Source organism: Cryomorphaceae bacterium (assembly GCA_017798125.1).
Lineage (GTDB): Bacteria > Bacteroidota > Bacteroidia > Flavobacteriales > ECT2AJA-044 > ECT2AJA-044.
Genome location: CP059070.1, coordinates 1,706,109 through 1,721,513, shown reverse-complemented (window position 1 = coordinate 1,721,513; position 15,405 = coordinate 1,706,109). Strand labels below are relative to the sequence as shown.

Sequence of the window (15,405 nt, the reverse complement as noted above, 5' to 3'; positions counted from 1 at the left end):
TCTTAGTCTTCAGTGTTGTTACGCGTATCCAATACCATCGTTACGTGGTTCGAACGCTTACGGATTCTGTGTGCACGTCCTTGAGGTGCAGTTTGAAGGCGCTTAAGCATACGTGCGCTGTCCACATATACTTCTTTGATGTACAAACCTGAATCAACATCAAAAGTCTCATCAAACTTCTGCTCCCAGTTCGCAATTGCGCTTTGCAACAACTTCTCCATGCTTTGAGAAGCTTCTTTGTTGCTGTACTTCAACATGAAAAGAGCTTTATCAGCGTCAATTCCACGAATCATATCAGCTACCAGACGCATTTTGCGTGGTGAGGTTGGACAGTTTCGCAACTTGGCGAAAGCAATATTCTTGTTTGCTTCCTTGCGTGCCTCGGCGACATTGTGTTTTCTTGAACCCATTTCTAATTCTTTTCTCGATTAGGCTATTATCGCTTACCCTTATCTTTTTTATTTCCTCCGTGGCCACGGTACGTGCGGGTCAAAGCAAACTCTCCGAGCTTGTGCCCTACCATGTTTTCCGTTACGTACACCGGTACAAACTGGCGTCCGTTGTGCACTGCGATAGTCATTCCAACGAAGTCAGGAGTGATCATAGAAGCGCGTGACCAGGTCTTAATAACCCCTTTCTTTCCACCTTCCGCTTGAGCCATTACTTTGCGCTCGAGCTTATAGTGTACGTATGGTCCTTTTTTGAGTGATCTTGCCATGATTCAGTCTTATTTCTTTCTTCGTTCAATGATGTAACGGTTACTAGCCTTTTTCTTAGCGCGAGTCTTAAACCCTTTAGCTGGCACCCCATTTCTTGAACGTGGGTGACCTCCAGACTGACGTCCTTCACCACCACCCATTGGGTGATCAACCGGGTTCATAGCCACACCACGAGTACGTGGACGACGACCCAACCAACGCTTACGACCAGCTTTTCCAAGACGCTCAAGAGCGTGATCACTGTTCGATACAACTCCAATAGTCGCCAAACACGTAACCAAGATCATTCGAGTCTCTCCTGAAGGCATCTTCAAAACAGCAAAACGTCCCTCACGAGCAGCAAGCTGCGCATAGGTACCCGCACTTCGAGCCATCATACCTCCCTGACCAGGACGCAATTCGATGTTGTGGATGATCGTACCTAATGGAATGTCACTCAAGTACAATGCGTTTCCAACATTTACTGGAGCTCCTTTACCTGCTTGCACTTCGTCTCCGACGTTCAATCCGTTTGGAGCCAAAATATATCGCTTCTCACCATCTGCGTAGTTAATCAAAGCAATACGCGCACTCCGGTTTGGATCGTACTCGATAGATGCCACTTTTCCAGGCACTTCAAACTTGTCGCGCTTGAAATCAATAGCACGGTAACGACGCTTGTGACCACCACCTACATAGCGCATGGTCATTTTACCCGTATTGTTACGACCACCGGACTTAGTCTTACCTTTTGTCAGGCTCTTCTCGGGCTTGTCTGTGGTTACGTTCTCGAAGTTATTCGCGAAACGAAAACGCTGCCCTGGAGTAGTCGGTCTGAGTCTCTTTACAGCCATCTCAATTAAATATTGCTATAGAAATCGATCATGTCTCCCTCAGCGACAGACACAATGGCTTTCTTATATGAGTTCGTTCTCCCCTCGATCATACCTCCTTTGGTATATCGAGATTTGCTCTTGCCATTGTAGTTCACCGTACGAACACCAGTTACAGATACCCCGTACTTCCCTTCAATAGCCTTTTTGATTTCGACCTTATTAGCTGATTTAGCGACCAAGAATCCGTACTGATTCAGGTCCTCAGCAAGGCCTGTCATTTTCTCCGTAATAATCGGCTTAATCAATACACTCATGATTTCTTCTCGCTTAATAAAGTTTCAATCTTTTCAATTGATCCTTCAGTCAAAATCAACTTGTTTGCCCCCAAAGTTTTGTAAGTGTTTAATTCTGAGGCGGTTACAACCTCTACACCCTGCAAATTTCGGGAGGACAAATATACGTTTTTATTTGGCTCAGCCAGTACTAGCAAGGATTTTTTCGCGTCAGACGCCACTGCTGTTAAAACACCAGCAAAATCCTTGGTCTTTGGAGCTTCGAATGAAAAGTCCTCCAAAACGACAATATTCGAATCCTTGGCTTTGTAACTCAAGGCAGAAACTCGAGCCAAACGCTTCACTTTTTTGTTCAATTTGAACCCGTAGTTACGTGGTCTTGGACCGAAGATACGTCCACCTCCGCTTGAACAATGGCGTTCTTGATGCTACCTGCATCGTGCAGTACCAGTTCCTTTTTGCTCTCTTGATCTTTCTGGTACTACCCACGATCTCGGCTCTTTCCTTGGCCTTGTGAGTTCCTTGACGCTGGTTGGCCAAGTACTGCTTCACATCAAGGTAGATAGCATGATCATTCGGCTCAATCCCGAAAATGGACTCAGCCTAGGTCAGCTTAACGCTTCTTAGAGGTCTTCTTTCCGTTCTGGTATCTACATACTGCTAAATCCATGCTTCCTTATTTTTCGAATGATTACGAAGTTCCTCCTTTGGCACCAGGCTACAGATCCTTTAACCACCATCAAGATTCTTTTCCACATCAACTTTGAGAATTTGCAGCGACATCTGCTTCACCGCTGGCGTTACCCATTTGGCCAGCCATACTTCATACCCTTGAATACCCGGGCAGGATAAGAAGCCGCTCCAATAGAACCTGGGGCTCTCATTCGATTGTGCTGACCGTGTGTAGCATCTCCAACTCCTCGGAAGTTGTGACGTTTAACAACACCCTGGAAACCTTTCCCTTTAGATGTTCCAACAACGTCAACAAACTCACCAGCTTCGAAGATCTCTACAGTAACAGCGTCACCTAATTTCAAATCTTGCTCAAAGCCATCAACTTCAATGACCTTGCTCTTTGGTGATACACCAGCTTTCTTGAAGTGTCCGGCGAGTGCCTTAGGAGTATTCTTCTCCTTGAACGCTCGCCCCAAGCTATCTGCACAGCATCATATCCATCAGCTTCCTGGGTTCTGATCTGCGTAACATAGCATGGACCAACTTCCAATAGCGTGCATGGCAAGTTCTTGCCCTCGGCACTGTACAAGCTAGTCATTCCCAACTTTTTTCCAATCAATCCTGGCATCTCTCTAATGTTGGTTATTACACTTTAATTTCTACTTCCACACCACTTGGTAGCTCCAGCTTCATGAGTGCGTCTACAGTCTTAGATGAAGTACTGTAGATGTCCATCAGGCGCTTGTATGCGCAAAGCTGAAACTGCTCACGTGCCTTTTTGTTCACGTGTGGCGACTTCAATACAGTGTAGATCCGTTTGTGCGTTGGCAGTGGAATTGGACCACTAACAACAGCTCCGGTAGTCTTCACCGTCTTCACGATTTTCTCAGCGCTCTTGTCAACCAAGTTGTGATCGTAAGACTTTAATTTTATTCTAATCTTCTGGTTCATCTGACCTTCTTATTATGCTTCAACTTTACCTTGGGCCTTAGCAATTACCTCATCAGAGATATTCTTAGGACACTGATCGTAGTGTGAGAACTCCATAGTTGAAGTCGCTCGTCCTGAAGAGATGGTTCTCAAGGCAGTCACATATCCAAACATTTCGGAAAGCGGCACCTTAGCCTTAACTACTTTGGATCCGGCACGGTCGTCCATACCTTCAACCATTCCCACGACTTCTGTTCAGGTCACCAACAATGTCACCCATGTTCTCCTCAGGGGTTACCACTTCCAATTTCATGATAGGCTCAAGGATCACAGGCTGACATCTTGGAATCGCCTCTCTGTACGCCATCTTGGCACAAAGCTCGAAAGACAGCTGATCTGAATCCACCTGGTGGAAAGACCCATCGATCAATGTAACCTTAAGTCTATCTAGTGGGAAACCAGCCAATACACCATTGGCCATGGCATCCTTAAATCCTTTTTCAACGGATGGAATGAATTCTCTTGGAATGTTTCCTCCCTTGATCTTGTTTTCAAAATCAAGTCCTTCAGTCTCCGCATCAGCCGCTTCAATAACCACTTGAATGTCTGCGAACTTACCACGGCCACCAGTCTGCTTCTTGTAAACCTCTCTGTGCTCAACACTACCAACAATAGCTTCCTTGTAGGCTACCTGAGGCGCACCTTGGTTACATTCAACTTTGAATTCTCTCTTCAGACGATCGAGGATGATATCCAAGTGAAGCTCACCCATACCACTCAATACAGTCTGGCCAGAGTCCTCATCGGTGTGAATAGTCAACGTTGGATCTTCTTCAGTCAACTTTGCCAGAGCAATACCTAGCTTATCGACGTCCGCCTGAGTTTTAGGCTCAATAGCGATACCAATTACCGGATCTGGGAAATCCATGGACTCCAGTACAATCGGTGACTTCTCAGCACAAAGTGTATCACCCGTCTTAATGTCTTTAAATCCAACCAAGGCCGCGATGTCTCCACAGTGCAGCTTCTCAATTTGATTTTGCTTGTTCGCGTGCATCTGGAAAATTCTAGAGATTCTCTCTTTGTTTCCAGTTCGTGTGTTTAGAACGTAAGACCCTGCATCTAGGCTTCCTGAGTACGACCTCACAAAGCAAAGACGTCCTACGAATGGATCCGTAGCAATCTTAAATGCCAGTGCCGAAAATGGCTCTTCAGTTGACGGCTTTCTTGTAGCTGGCTCCTCTGTGTCAGGATTGGTTCCTTCGATGGCTTCAACATCTAGTGGTGAAGGCAAGATCTCATTACCATGTCCAACATGGCCTGAACACCCTTGTTCTTGAAAGCAGAACCACACATCATAGGAACTAGGTCACCATTGATAGTGGCCTGTCTCAAAGCGTTAAGAATCTCTTCCTCGCTAATGCTGTTTGGATCCTCAAAGTACTTCTCCATGAGCGTATCATCGTACTCCGCAACAGCCTCCAGCAACTTCTCTCTGTACTCTTCAGCCTCAGCAGCCATATCCTCAGGTACAGGAACTTCCTCGAAAGTCATTCCCATATCCTCCTCGTTCCATACGATTCCATTGTTCACCAAATCAACTACACCTTTGAAGTGCTCCTCTGAACCAATAGGCAATTGCAAAGGCACTGCCGTGCTTCCCAACATCTCTTTTACCTGACGGCAAACGTTGAGGAAGTCAGAACCAGAACGGTCCATCTTGTTCACGAAACCAAGTCTTGGTACGTTGTAGTTGTTAGCCAGTCGCCAGTTAGTTTCAGACTGAGGCTCAACACCATCTACCGCACTAAACAAGAAAACCAACCCATCGAGTACTCGCAAGGATCGGTTTACTTCCACAGTAAAGTCAACGTGACCGGGTGTATCAATAATATTGATGTGATACTCATTACCTCTATAAGGCCAGAAAACAGTTGTTGCAGCCGAGGTAATAGTAATACCCCTTTCCTGCTCTTGCTCCATCCAGTCCATGGTAGCGGCACCATCGTGAACCTCACCAATCTTATGGCTAACACCGGCATAATACAGAATACGCTCGGTAGTAGTAGTCTTACCCGCATCAATGTGAGCGGCAATCCCAATGTTCCTCGTGTATGTTAAATCTCTCTTTGACATGACAGTATGGTCTAGTGTCTGTGTGTTCTTAAAATCTAAAATGAGAGAAGGCTTTGTTTGCTTCTGCCATTCTATGCGTATCTTCTTTTTTCTTGTAAGCTGCGCCCTCTTCCTTAGCTGCAGCGATGATCTCACCGGCTAATTTCTCAGACATGGACTTCTCATTACGGAGTCTGGAATATTTGATCAACCACTTCATTCCCAAAGACAGCTTACGAGCATCTCGCACCGGAGTAGGAATCTGGAATGTAGCTCCACCAACACGACGGCTTCTTACCTCAACACCTGGTGTTACGTTAGTCAATGCCTTCTTCCAAACATCCAACCCATTCTCTTCCTCAACCTTCTTGTCTACTATCTCGATAGCATCATAAAAGATTTTAAAGGCCAAAGTTTTCTTGCCTTCAAGCATGAGATTGTTCACAAACTTGGTTACCAGCTCCTCGTTAAACTTAGGATCTGGTAGAATTGTGTGCTTCTTTGCGGTTCTTCTTCTCATCTTAGTATAGAGTGCTCGTTACCGTATTATTTTTTCTTTGGTCGCTTAGCGCCGTATTTTGATCTTCTTTGAAGTCTACCTTCGACTCCTGCCGTATCCAGTGCTCCCCTTACAATGTGATACCGTACACCTGGAAGGTCCTTAACCCTTCCTCCTCTAACTAACACGATCGAGTGCTCCTGAAGGTTGTGACCTTCTCCGCCGATATATGCGTTCACCTCTTTCCCATTGGTCAACCTTACCCTGGCCACCTTTCTCATAGCCGAATTCGGCTTCTTTGGGGTGGTGGTATAAACACGTACACAAACACCTCTTCTTTGGGGACTCGAATCGAGTGCCGCAGACTTACTCTTCTTTTCGATGCTGTTTTCTGCCTTTTCGTACAAGCTGCTGTATCGTTGGCATATACTTATAATTGTGTTCCGATCAGATAAAATACAATACCCCAGTTTTTTAGGGACTGCAAAGGTAAGACAAAAAATCTAACATCCAAGTGGTTAGAAAGGGAAAATCTACAGGGATTTTGGGCACTTGGATCAAAAAGAAAACTCCCGCACTTGGCGGGAGATGTAACCTATTATATAAGGTATTTTTTAATCGTTGCGAATGAGCATTAAATGACCGCTCTGTTCAATGGTTTTTCCATTTCCTCCAGTGGCACGGACTGTATAATAGTAAACCCCTTCACTAGCTTCGGACCCACCCACGGTGCCGTCCCAACCGGCAGAGGGCGTTGACCAGTCCGACCATTCATAGATGGTATTACCCCATCTGGTGTAAATAACTCCCTGGAACTGATCAATATTAGCCGTGCTGTCGTTGGCCGTCACCGCATTGAAATAAGGAAAATTTCCTCCTGGACTAAAAACATTGGGCATCATTACCCTCGGGTCACTCGTTACGTCAATGATTAAGGTTGTTGTGTCTGTACAACCAGAAAGGGAATCTACACCATATAATACTACGGTGTAAAGACCATTCTCTGTGAAGGTATAAGTGGTGTCCGGATTATTCCCAGAGTCGCCCGTACCAAATTCAATTCCATAGCTTGTTCCGCCAGTGGATAGATTGTTGAAGTTGACCGTGAGAGGAGCGAGTCCACTCGTTGGCGAAGCGCTCAAGTCAGCCGTCACTGGAAATTCGTTGGCAATGGTAAAAGTAATGGTTGAATCGCAACCGATACTGTCCACTACATAAATGGTGTAATCCCCAGGCGATAGGTTCTCTCGATCCAAGGTAGGTGTTCCATCGTCCCAACTAAATGTTAGAGGACCAAATCCGCCGGTCAAGGTCAGATCAATAGAACCGTTGTTCTGATCACAGAAAGCGTTCATCACCTGCTCGTTTAGCACGATGGGGGGAGGTTGATTAATGTAAACGGTATCAACAACTGAGCAATCGTTCACCTGATCGTACATTTCAACAAAGTACGCTCCAGCGGCAAGACCGTTAATGGTTGCGGATCCGGTAATGTTATTGTCCACTTGGAGAACGTTGTTGAATACGTTCAGCCATGTAACATCCCATTGCCCTCCGTTGTTGGGAAGGAGGACCGTGGCCTCACCGTCATCATAGGCATAGCAAGACTCGTCCCGCACATCAAAACTGGCGCCAACGGAGCCGATTTGAACAAAAACAGAATCCTGAATTCCGCCGCACTCGAGTCCGAGGTAGTAAGTCGTTGACGTCGTAGGATTCACCGTCACAGTTAATCCAGTATCCAGTGCGTTGAAATTTTCATCGTACCAAATGACATTGGTTGTTCCAGTTCCGTAAAACCTTCGCCCTTCATTTGTAAAGGTCGTGGGTGTGTTGTTTCGACCCGTGACGGTGTAGGCGGCTGTTCCCGTTTCGTTATGCAGGCCATGTACGGAATTTCCCCCGTTCCAATTCGAGCATAAGGGAAGGTTCTCGATGTGAGTCTCTATTACGTTCGTGGTTTCGTAGATGACAATTTGACCTTTATATAGAAGCGAGGTACACGAGAACATCGGCACGTTATTGAAGCTTGCCACGAACTTCCGGAAAGGCGCTGTTCCCACCGTGCCGTAGGTAATAGTCCCCCCGGTGGCGGGATTGATATCCAGCCATGGCCCCATGATGGAAGCTAAGGGTTCATTTGGATTGGGAATAGCCTGCGTAGTCCACGGTGAAAATCCACTGGCGTTGGTCAGATCAAAAGTGAGGTAGTTATTAGTGGATACCACAACCTGAGAATAGGTTTGTCCATAAAAACAGAAATCGAAGCCAATATTAACAACCCCGGAATGCTGATCATCAGGACCGTTGTAGGAACCGGTCAAGGGCGTAGATTCCCAGAAGTACGGGATGATGGAGTCGGCATAGGTCGTTGAACCGCCGCCACCTAGGTAGGTCGCCGTTAAACTCATGGGGCCGCCTTGACACAAAAAAGTATCGGCCGGCGCAATAACTTGTGCTTGTACGAAGCCCGTCAATAGGGAGAACAAAAGGAGGAATCGTCTGGTCATAACAAAGGGAGATCGAGGCTAAAGATAGTGGATTTGACGTTATTGATTTAACGTTAATAAATGCCGAGAGGTTGGCCTTGAGTCACTCCCCTATTTATTTACTTTTGGCGGAGAAGTTGGATTTATGAGCACGGAGTATCTCGCACAATTAAATGAACCGCAAAGGCTGGCGGTCGAACATACAGAAGGACCTTTAATGATCATTGCAGGCGCGGGCTCCGGTAAAACGCGGGTCCTCACCTACCGCATAGCTCATTTGATGGCCCTTGGCGTAGACCCCTTCAATATTCTTGCCCTGACCTTTACCAATAAGGCGGCCCGGGAAATGAAAGAGCGGATTGAGCGCATTGTTGGAGGAACGGAAGCCCGCAACCTATGGATGGGCACCTTTCACTCTGTTTTTGCGCGGATCCTACGGATCGAAGCAGACAAACTCGGCTACCCGAGCAATTTCACGATCTACGATACGGAGGACTCTCGAAAGCTCATTTCCAACCTTATAAAAGAGCAAAACCTCGACACCGACATCTATAAGCCCAAGCAGATCCAGGGGCGCATCAGCAGCTTCAAGAACTCTTTGGTTACTCCGCAGGCCTACTGGGATATTCCGGAATTGCAGGAGCAGGATAGCGCAGCCAAAAGACCCGAGACAGGCAACCTGTACGCCATGTACGTAGATCGATGCTTCCGAGCTGGAGCTATGGACTTCGACGATTTATTGGTCAAGACTAATGAGCTGCTCAACAAATTCCCAGATGTACTTGCGAAATACCAGCAGCGATTCAAGTACTTACTGGTCGATGAGTACCAGGATACCAACCACGCACAGTACTTGATTGTGAAATCGCTCGCCAGCCGCTTCGAGAATATTTGCGTAGTGGGGGATGATGCGCAAAGTATTTATGCCTTCCGAGGAGCCAACATCAAGAACATTCTGAACTTCAACCGGGACTATCCAGATGCGCTGGCGCTGAAACTTGAACAAAACTACCGCAGTACCAAAATGATTGTAGGTGCGGCCAACTCGGTCATCAAGCACAATCAAGATCAACTGCAAAAAGAAGTATGGACTTCCAATAAAGAAGGAGAGAAGATCCGTGTCTATCAGGCCATTTCAGACAACCAAGAAGGCCAGTATGTTGCCGGTTCTATTTGGGAACGTCAAATGCGCGAAAACCGTCGCTTAGGAGACTTTGCCGTTCTGTATCGGACCAACGCCCAGTCGAGAAGCATAGAGGACGCTCTTCGCAAAAGAAATATCCCCTATCGCATTTACGGAGGGGTGAGCTTTTATCAGCGAAGGGAAGTCAAAGACCTCCTCGCCTATTTACGCTTGACCATCAACCACAACGACGAGGAAGCCTATCGGAGAGTAATCAACTACCCAAAGCGTGGAATTGGAAATACGACTCTGCAGAAGTTGACGGTTTCGGCAAACGACTTCCGATGTAGCCTTTGGGACCTAACGGAGCGAATTGATGCTTATCCACAAGTAGGGCTGACGGGTGGCGTTCAGCGAAAGCTGATCAACTTCGCAACCATGGTACAGAGCTTCAAGGTGATGGCGGAGACCCAAGATGCCTTCACGCTAGCCCAGCACATTGCAAACGAAACGGGCATACTCAAGGAGCTCAACGACGATCAGACCCCTGAAGGAATCAGTCGGGCTGAGAATATTCAGGAATTGCTCAATTCCATCAAAGAATTTATTGAAGAGCGCAAAGAAGGACCTGAAGAAACCAGACGCACGGATTTGAGTGCCTTCTTGGAAGAAGTGAGCCTCATTACGGATCAGGACAACAACGAAGGTGACGACCGGAACAAGGTGAGTTTGATGACCATTCACTTGGCGAAAGGACTGGAATTCCCTCATGTCTATATCGTGGGCTTGGAAGAGGACCTTTTCCCGAGCATGATGGCCGTGAATTCGCGCAGCGATCTCGAGGAAGAGCGTCGGCTCTTTTATGTGGCGGTTACGCGGGCTGAGGAGAGCGCAACCCTTACCTACTCGCTTCAGCGGTACCGTTGGGGAAAAATCATCGACAATGAACCCAGCCGCTTCCTAGAAGAAATTGACGACAAATACTTGGATTGGATGATTCCAACCGAGCGTCGAAACCCAGCCATTCCCAATAAGTACAAATTGGACTTTAACGGAGGAAGCAGAGGGCCTGCGGCCCGATCCAAACCCGCTCCAAAGAAACCCCCTTCGGAACGTCCAAAACCGCTCGGCCTCAAAAAGAATATGAAGCCCTTGAAGCAAAGTGAACGTAAAAAGACCAGTGCAGCGGATGCGCCAGGTGATTACGTGTTCAATTTGCCCTTGAGCGAAGGTATGCGGATTGCGCACGAGCGATTTGGTGTTGGTGAGGTTCTTCGACTGGAGGGAAGCGGACCTAATCAGAAAGCCGTGGTTCAATTTGATCGTCACGGGGAAAAGAAACTGCTCTTGAAGTTTGCCAAACTCAAGGCGCTATAGTCTAGTATTCTGAAGGGGCTATAACCGGGCAAACTCAAGGCGCTATATTTGGTTACCTTTGCCGGATAAGGATATGTTTATGATGCAATACAATACGGAGAAAGAGAAGCTGAAAATTCCAGAGTATGGACGGCACGTGCAGCAGATGGTCGATTATGCAGTGACCATTGAGGACAAGGAAAAGCGTCAGAAAGTGGCTCAAGCCATTATCGACGTTATCGGAAACCTGAATCCGCACTTGCGCGATGTCCCTGATTTCAAGCACAAGCTTTGGGATCACTTGTTCATCATGAGTGATTTCGAATTGGATGTCGAATCACCTTATCCGAAACCCACAAGAGATTCATTCGAGGAGCGTCCAGATAAAATAGACTATCCTCAAGAACGCATCAAATACCGCTACTACGGAAAGAATGTGATCAAAATGATCGAGACGGTCAGCGAAATGGAGGATCTGGAGCATCGTCCTCAGATGATTCGACAGCTGGCCAATCACATGAAAAAAAGCTATCTGAATTGGAATAAGGATTCCGTGGAGGATAAGGTGATACTAGACCATTTAGCTGAACTGTCCGCGGGTAAACTAGCCCTTAACGAGGATCAAGAATTGGCTCAAAGCAAAAATTTGGTGAATTCCTCAGGCAACAACAGCAATCAGCGCAACAATAACCGCAAGCGCAGCAACAACAACAAGAAGAGAAATTATAAACGCCGTAAATAAGCTCCTCACTCCATGTCGACCTTCATTATAAACGGAGGAAAACCGCTCTCCGGATCCATCACCCCGCAGGGGGCGAAAAACGAAGCACTACAGGTAATATGTGCCGTACTGCTCACTCCTGAAAAGGTCATCATTCGAAACATCCCGAACATTCGCGATGTCAATAAATTGATCGAGTTACTGGTCGATTTAGGGGTGAAAGTGGAGAAGCTTGGACCCAACGATTACAGCTTCCACGCAGACGAAGTTAATCTCGGCTACTTGGACTCTCCGGCCTTCAAACAAAAGGGTGCCGCACTGCGTGGATCCATCATGATTGTAGGTCCCCTACTCACCCGATTTGGGCGAGGATACATCCCGCGACCTGGAGGTGATAAAATTGGTCGAAGAAGACTGGACACCCACTTTATCGGATTCCAAAACCTCGGTGCCGATTTCGAATACGATGATTCGGCTTCGTTCTACAAGGTGACCTCTAAGCGCCTACAAGGAACGTATATGCTCCTGGATGAAGCTTCCGTTACTGGGACGGCCAACATCGTCATGGCTGCAACTATGGCAGAAGGTGAAACCACCATTTATAACGCGGCTTGCGAGCCCTACTTGCAGCAGCTCTGTAAAATGCTGGTGGCCATGGGTGCTCAAATCGAAGGCATTGGCTCCAACTTGCTCAAGATTACTGGGGTAACCGAATTGAAAGGATGTGAGCATCGATGCTTGCCCGATATGATCGAGATTGGATCGTATATCGGCATGGCAGCCATGACCCAATCAGATTTGACGATCAAAAATGTAGCGTACGACGAATTGGGTGTTATCCCTAATACGTTTAAGCGTCTGGGAATCAACCTGGAGCGTAAGGGCGAGGACATTCACATCGCGCCGCAGGCGCATTATGAAATTGAATCCTTCATTGACGGATCCATCATGACCATTGCCGACGCTCCGTGGCCGGGCTTGACCCCTGACCTCTTGAGTGTTATTCTGGTGACGTGTACGCAGGCTCGCGGAAGCGTTTTGATTCATCAAAAGATGTTTGAAAGCCGGTTGTTCTTCGTCGATAAACTGATTGACATGGGGGCTCAAATCATCTTGTGTGATCCGCACCGTGCGACCGTTATTGGTCTTGACCGCCAGGCTGGACTTAAGCCAACCACCATGACTTCTCCGGATATTCGCGCCGGGATCTCGCTTTTGATTGCGGCTATGAGTGCCGATGGGCGTAGTACCATTCACAATATTGAGCAGATTGACCGCGGATACGAAAACATTGATGACCGCTTGAACGCTATTGGTGCGGACATCATTCGAATTGACTAAAGGAAGAATACAATGAAAAGAATATTGGACATAGCCCTTTTGGGGGTACTCTTGTTTGTAGTTGTCGATCGCAACTGCTGCGCACAGAACGTTGGCCTCAATGTCGGCGATATGGCTCCTGAAATTGAACTGAGCAATACGGAAGGTGAAGTAATGAAGTTGAGCGAGCTCCGCGGCAAATACGTCCTCATCGATTTTTGGGCGAGCTGGTGCGGTCCTTGTCGTCGCGAAAATCCCAATGTCGTGGCGACTTATGAAGCCTATAAGGACTACGTCCTGAACGGGTTTGAAGGATTCACGGTATACAGCGTGTCTTTGGACGGGACTCCGCGTCAAGGAAATCCAGCCGAATCGTGGAACAGAGCGATTGCTCAGGACAACCTTACTTGGCCGTATCACGTGAGTGAATTGAAAGGCTGGAGCTCTGCCGTTGTAGCTCAGTACCGTGTGAACAGCATTCCGACCAACTACCTCATCGACGGGAATGGAGTCATCGTTGCGAAAAACCTTCGCGGTGCAGCCCTAAAGAACAAACTGGCTCAGATTGCCGGAGAGTGACATTGTGACACAAAAAACGGTCTGGCCTGCCTTTTGATTAAGGCCGTGTAAACGACAGAACGATGGCGAAGAATAAGAAGCACGAAGAGCAAGAACCTGAAGTAGCTGAAGCACAAGTTCAGGAACCGGGTGGAGAAGAGGCCGAACAGGATGCATCGGCCCGTGAGGGCCAATCAAGCGAAGCCGAAGAGCTTCAAAAGGCCAAGGATAAGTACCTCCGATTGTTTGCTGAGTTTGAGAATTACAAAAAGCGAACAGCACGTGAGCGCATCGAATTGATTGGACGCTCTACCGAAGAGCTTATGACGGCCCTATTGCCCGTGATGGACGATTTTGATCGAGCGATGAAGTCCATGTCAGAAACGGAAGAGATGGCAGGCTTGCTCGAAGGTGTCGAACTGATTCACAATAAGTTCAAGAAGACTTTAGAGCAAAAGGGCTTGAAAGAAATGGAGTCGACCATTGGTCAGCCCTTGGATGTTGATGTACATGAAGCCATCACGCAAATTCCAGCGCCTTCAGACGACTTGAAAGGCAAGGTAGTAGACGAGGTGGAAAAAGGATATACCCTAAATGACCGCGTGATTCGCTTCGCGAAAGTGGTCGTGGGACAATAAGAGATCATGTCGGATAAAAGAGATTATTACGACGTTCTTGGGGTATCGAAAGATGCCAGTGAAACGGAGATCAAAAAGGCCTATCGCAAATTGGCCTTGAAGTATCATCCCGACAAGAACCCGGACGATAAGGAAGCGGAAGGCAAATTCAAGGAGGCTGCAGAGGCCTATGAAGTGCTGAGTAATGGCGACAAGCGAGCCAAGTACGATCGATTTGGTCACGCCGGTATGGGCGGTGGCGGATTCGGCGGTGGCGGCATGAACATGGACGACATCTTCAGCCAGTTCGGCGACATTTTCGGCGGAGGCTCTCCCTTTGAGAGCTTCTTCGGAGGAGGTGGTGGCGGACGTGGACCCGGGCGTGCACGTCGCGGCAGCAACCTGCGTATTCGCGTGAAACTGACCTTAGAAGAAGTAGCCAACGGCACCACTAAGAAGGTTAAGGTGGCTCGAATGAAGAATACGGGCAAGGTCAGCTACTCTACCTGCCCTACTTGTCACGGCTCTGGCCGCGTAAACCGCGTGACGGAGACTATTCTCGGTCGCATGCAAACGGCCTCTACCTGCCCTACTTGCGGTGGAGATGGTAAAGTCGTGAGCAACAAAGAAGCGGGCGTCAATGCCGACGGACTCGAGCGCTTTGAAGAAGTGGTTGAAATTAAAGTCCCGGCAGGTGTTAGCGATGGGATGCAGTTGAATGTCCGCGGCAAAGGAAACGAAGGACCCAAAGGTGGCCCGGCAGGTGACCTAATCGTGGTCATCGAAGAAGTTCCGAGTGAGGAACTACATCGCGAGGGCAGCAATCTGCACTACGATTTGTTTATCTCCATTTCGGATGCCGCTCTCGGAACCAAGGTCGAAGTTCCGACCGTTTCAGGGAAGGCGAGAATATCGCTCGATGCAGGTGTTCAAAGCGGAAAGATTCTGCGATTGAAAGGAAAGGGACTGCCCAGTGTAGAACACTATGGCAAAGGAGACCTTCTGGTTCACATCAATGTTTGGACGCCTCAAAATCTGAGCAAGGAAGAGAAGAAGTTCTTCGAGGAGTTTAGCGAAAGTGCAAGCGCCAAACCACAACCGGATCGAAACAATAAATCCTTCTTTGATCGGGTCAAGGAAATGTTTTCATAATGATATATTAGGGGTCACTACGG

13 protein-coding genes and 4 pseudogenes are annotated in these 15,405 nt (G+C 47.6%); 6 read left to right on the top strand and 11 right to left on the bottom strand.

Going from position 1 to position 15,405, the window contains the following annotated elements:
- Positions 1 to 2: 2 nt before the first annotated feature.
- The 11 genes and pseudogenes from rplV to HZ996_07400 form a co-directional block, all read right to left on the bottom strand.
- On the bottom strand, positions 3 to 410 hold the full coding sequence (rplV, locus tag HZ996_07450) for a 50S ribosomal protein L22 (protein ID QTN38976.1): 408 nt from the start codon (positions 408 to 410) through the stop codon (positions 3 to 5).
- A gap of 26 nt (positions 411 to 436) precedes the next feature.
- The gene (gene rpsS, locus HZ996_07445) at positions 437 to 718 is read right to left on the bottom strand and encodes a 30S ribosomal protein S19 (protein QTN38975.1); all 282 of its coding nucleotides are present in this window, start codon (positions 716 to 718) and stop codon (positions 437 to 439) included.
- Positions 719 to 727: 9 nt separating this feature from the next.
- Positions 728 to 1,552, bottom strand: coding sequence for a 50S ribosomal protein L2 (gene rplB / locus HZ996_07440; protein QTN38974.1), 825 nt, complete (start codon positions 1,550 to 1,552; stop codon positions 728 to 730).
- 5 nt (positions 1,553 to 1,557) lie between these two features.
- Positions 1,558 to 1,848 carry a 50S ribosomal protein L23 gene (gene rplW / locus HZ996_07435; protein QTN38973.1) on the bottom strand — a complete coding sequence of 97 codons (291 nt, stop codon included), beginning with the start codon at positions 1,846 to 1,848 and terminating at the stop codon, positions 1,558 to 1,560.
- A pseudogene (rplD, locus tag HZ996_07430) lies at positions 1,845 to 2,439 on the bottom strand (50S ribosomal protein L4). Before rplD ends, rplW begins: the two are co-directional and overlap by 4 nt.
- A gap of 38 nt (positions 2,440 to 2,477) precedes the next feature.
- Positions 2,478 to 3,130 (bottom strand): annotated as a pseudogene (gene rplC / locus HZ996_07425) (50S ribosomal protein L3).
- A 17-nt stretch (positions 3,131 to 3,147) separates the two neighbouring features.
- The gene (gene rpsJ / locus HZ996_07420) at positions 3,148 to 3,453 is read right to left on the bottom strand and encodes a 30S ribosomal protein S10 (GenBank protein QTN38972.1); all 306 of its coding nucleotides are present in this window, start codon (positions 3,451 to 3,453) and stop codon (positions 3,148 to 3,150) included.
- 12 nt (positions 3,454 to 3,465) lie between these two features.
- Positions 3,466 to 5,568: pseudogene (fusA, locus tag HZ996_07415) on the bottom strand (elongation factor G).
- Positions 5,569 to 5,596: 28 nt separating this feature from the next.
- Entirely contained in the window at positions 5,597 to 6,067 is a 471-nt protein-coding gene (gene rpsG / locus HZ996_07410) for a 30S ribosomal protein S7 (GenBank protein QTN38971.1), read from the bottom strand.
- A 26-nt stretch (positions 6,068 to 6,093) separates the two neighbouring features.
- Positions 6,094 to 6,472: pseudogene (locus HZ996_07405) on the bottom strand (30S ribosomal protein S12).
- A 188-nt stretch (positions 6,473 to 6,660) separates the two neighbouring features.
- Positions 6,661 to 8,556: a gliding motility-associated C-terminal domain-containing protein gene (locus HZ996_07400; GenBank protein QTN38970.1), complete on the bottom strand. Its 1,896-nt coding sequence runs from the start codon at positions 8,554 to 8,556 to the stop codon at positions 6,661 to 6,663.
- Positions 8,557 to 8,680: 124 nt separating this feature from the next.
- On the opposite strand from HZ996_07400, the gene HZ996_07395 reads away from it, so the two are divergent.
- The 6 genes from HZ996_07395 to dnaJ all read left to right on the top strand — a co-directional run bounded on the left by HZ996_07395 (position 8,681) and on the right by dnaJ (position 15,382).
- Positions 8,681 to 11,035: a UvrD-helicase domain-containing protein gene (locus tag HZ996_07395; GenBank protein QTN38969.1), complete on the top strand. Its 2,355-nt coding sequence runs from the start codon at positions 8,681 to 8,683 to the stop codon at positions 11,033 to 11,035.
- 79 nt (positions 11,036 to 11,114) lie between these two features.
- Entirely contained in the window at positions 11,115 to 11,756 is a 642-nt protein-coding gene (locus HZ996_07390; GenBank protein ID QTN38968.1) for a DUF4290 domain-containing protein, read from the top strand.
- A gap of 12 nt (positions 11,757 to 11,768) precedes the next feature.
- Positions 11,769 to 13,076: a UDP-N-acetylglucosamine 1-carboxyvinyltransferase gene (gene murA, locus HZ996_07385; GenBank protein QTN38967.1), complete on the top strand. Its 1,308-nt coding sequence runs from the start codon at positions 11,769 to 11,771 to the stop codon at positions 13,074 to 13,076.
- Between the two features lie 12 nt (positions 13,077 to 13,088).
- Complete coding sequence (locus HZ996_07380; protein ID QTN38966.1) at positions 13,089 to 13,634, top strand: TlpA family protein disulfide reductase; 546 nt, start codon at positions 13,089 to 13,091, stop codon at positions 13,632 to 13,634.
- Positions 13,635 to 13,696: 62 nt separating this feature from the next.
- Positions 13,697 to 14,251, top strand: a complete 555-nt coding sequence (locus tag HZ996_07375; GenBank protein QTN38965.1) for a nucleotide exchange factor GrpE — start codon at positions 13,697 to 13,699, stop codon at positions 14,249 to 14,251.
- A 6-nt stretch (positions 14,252 to 14,257) separates the two neighbouring features.
- The gene (gene dnaJ, locus HZ996_07370) at positions 14,258 to 15,382 is read left to right on the top strand and encodes a molecular chaperone DnaJ (protein QTN38964.1); all 1,125 of its coding nucleotides are present in this window, start codon (positions 14,258 to 14,260) and stop codon (positions 15,380 to 15,382) included.
- Positions 15,383 to 15,405 lie beyond the last annotated feature (23 nt).

Bases quoted from the DNA above. Each gene is read 5' to 3' on its own strand.
- HZ996_07390 (QTN38968.1), top strand. From the start codon at position 11,115: ATGATGCAATACAATACGGAGAAAGAGAAGCTGAAAATTCCAGAGTAT.
- HZ996_07380 (QTN38966.1), top strand. From the start codon at position 13,089: ATGAAAAGAATATTGGACATAGCCCTTTTGGGGGTACTCTTGTTTGTA.
- HZ996_07400 (QTN38970.1), bottom strand. From the start codon at position 8,556: ATGACCAGACGATTCCTCCTTTTGTTCTCCCTATTGACGGGCTTCGTA.
- rplV (QTN38976.1), bottom strand. From the start codon at position 410: ATGGGTTCAAGAAAACACAATGTCGCCGAGGCACGCAAGGAAGCAAAC.
- rpsJ (QTN38972.1), bottom strand. From the start codon at position 3,453: ATGAACCAGAAGATTAGAATAAAATTAAAGTCTTACGATCACAACTTG.
- murA (QTN38967.1), top strand. From the start codon at position 11,769: ATGTCGACCTTCATTATAAACGGAGGAAAACCGCTCTCCGGATCCATC.
- rpsG (QTN38971.1), bottom strand. From the start codon at position 6,067: ATGAGAAGAAGAACCGCAAAGAAGCACACAATTCTACCAGATCCTAAG.
- rplB (QTN38974.1), bottom strand. From the start codon at position 1,552: ATGGCTGTAAAGAGACTCAGACCGACTACTCCAGGGCAGCGTTTTCGT.
- rpsS (QTN38975.1), bottom strand. From the start codon at position 718: ATGGCAAGATCACTCAAAAAAGGACCATACGTACACTATAAGCTCGAG.
- HZ996_07395 (QTN38969.1), top strand. From the start codon at position 8,681: ATGAGCACGGAGTATCTCGCACAATTAAATGAACCGCAAAGGCTGGCG.
- HZ996_07375 (QTN38965.1), top strand. From the start codon at position 13,697: ATGGCGAAGAATAAGAAGCACGAAGAGCAAGAACCTGAAGTAGCTGAA.
- dnaJ (QTN38964.1), top strand. From the start codon at position 14,258: ATGTCGGATAAAAGAGATTATTACGACGTTCTTGGGGTATCGAAAGAT.
- rplW (QTN38973.1), bottom strand. From the start codon at position 1,848: ATGAGTGTATTGATTAAGCCGATTATTACGGAGAAAATGACAGGCCTT.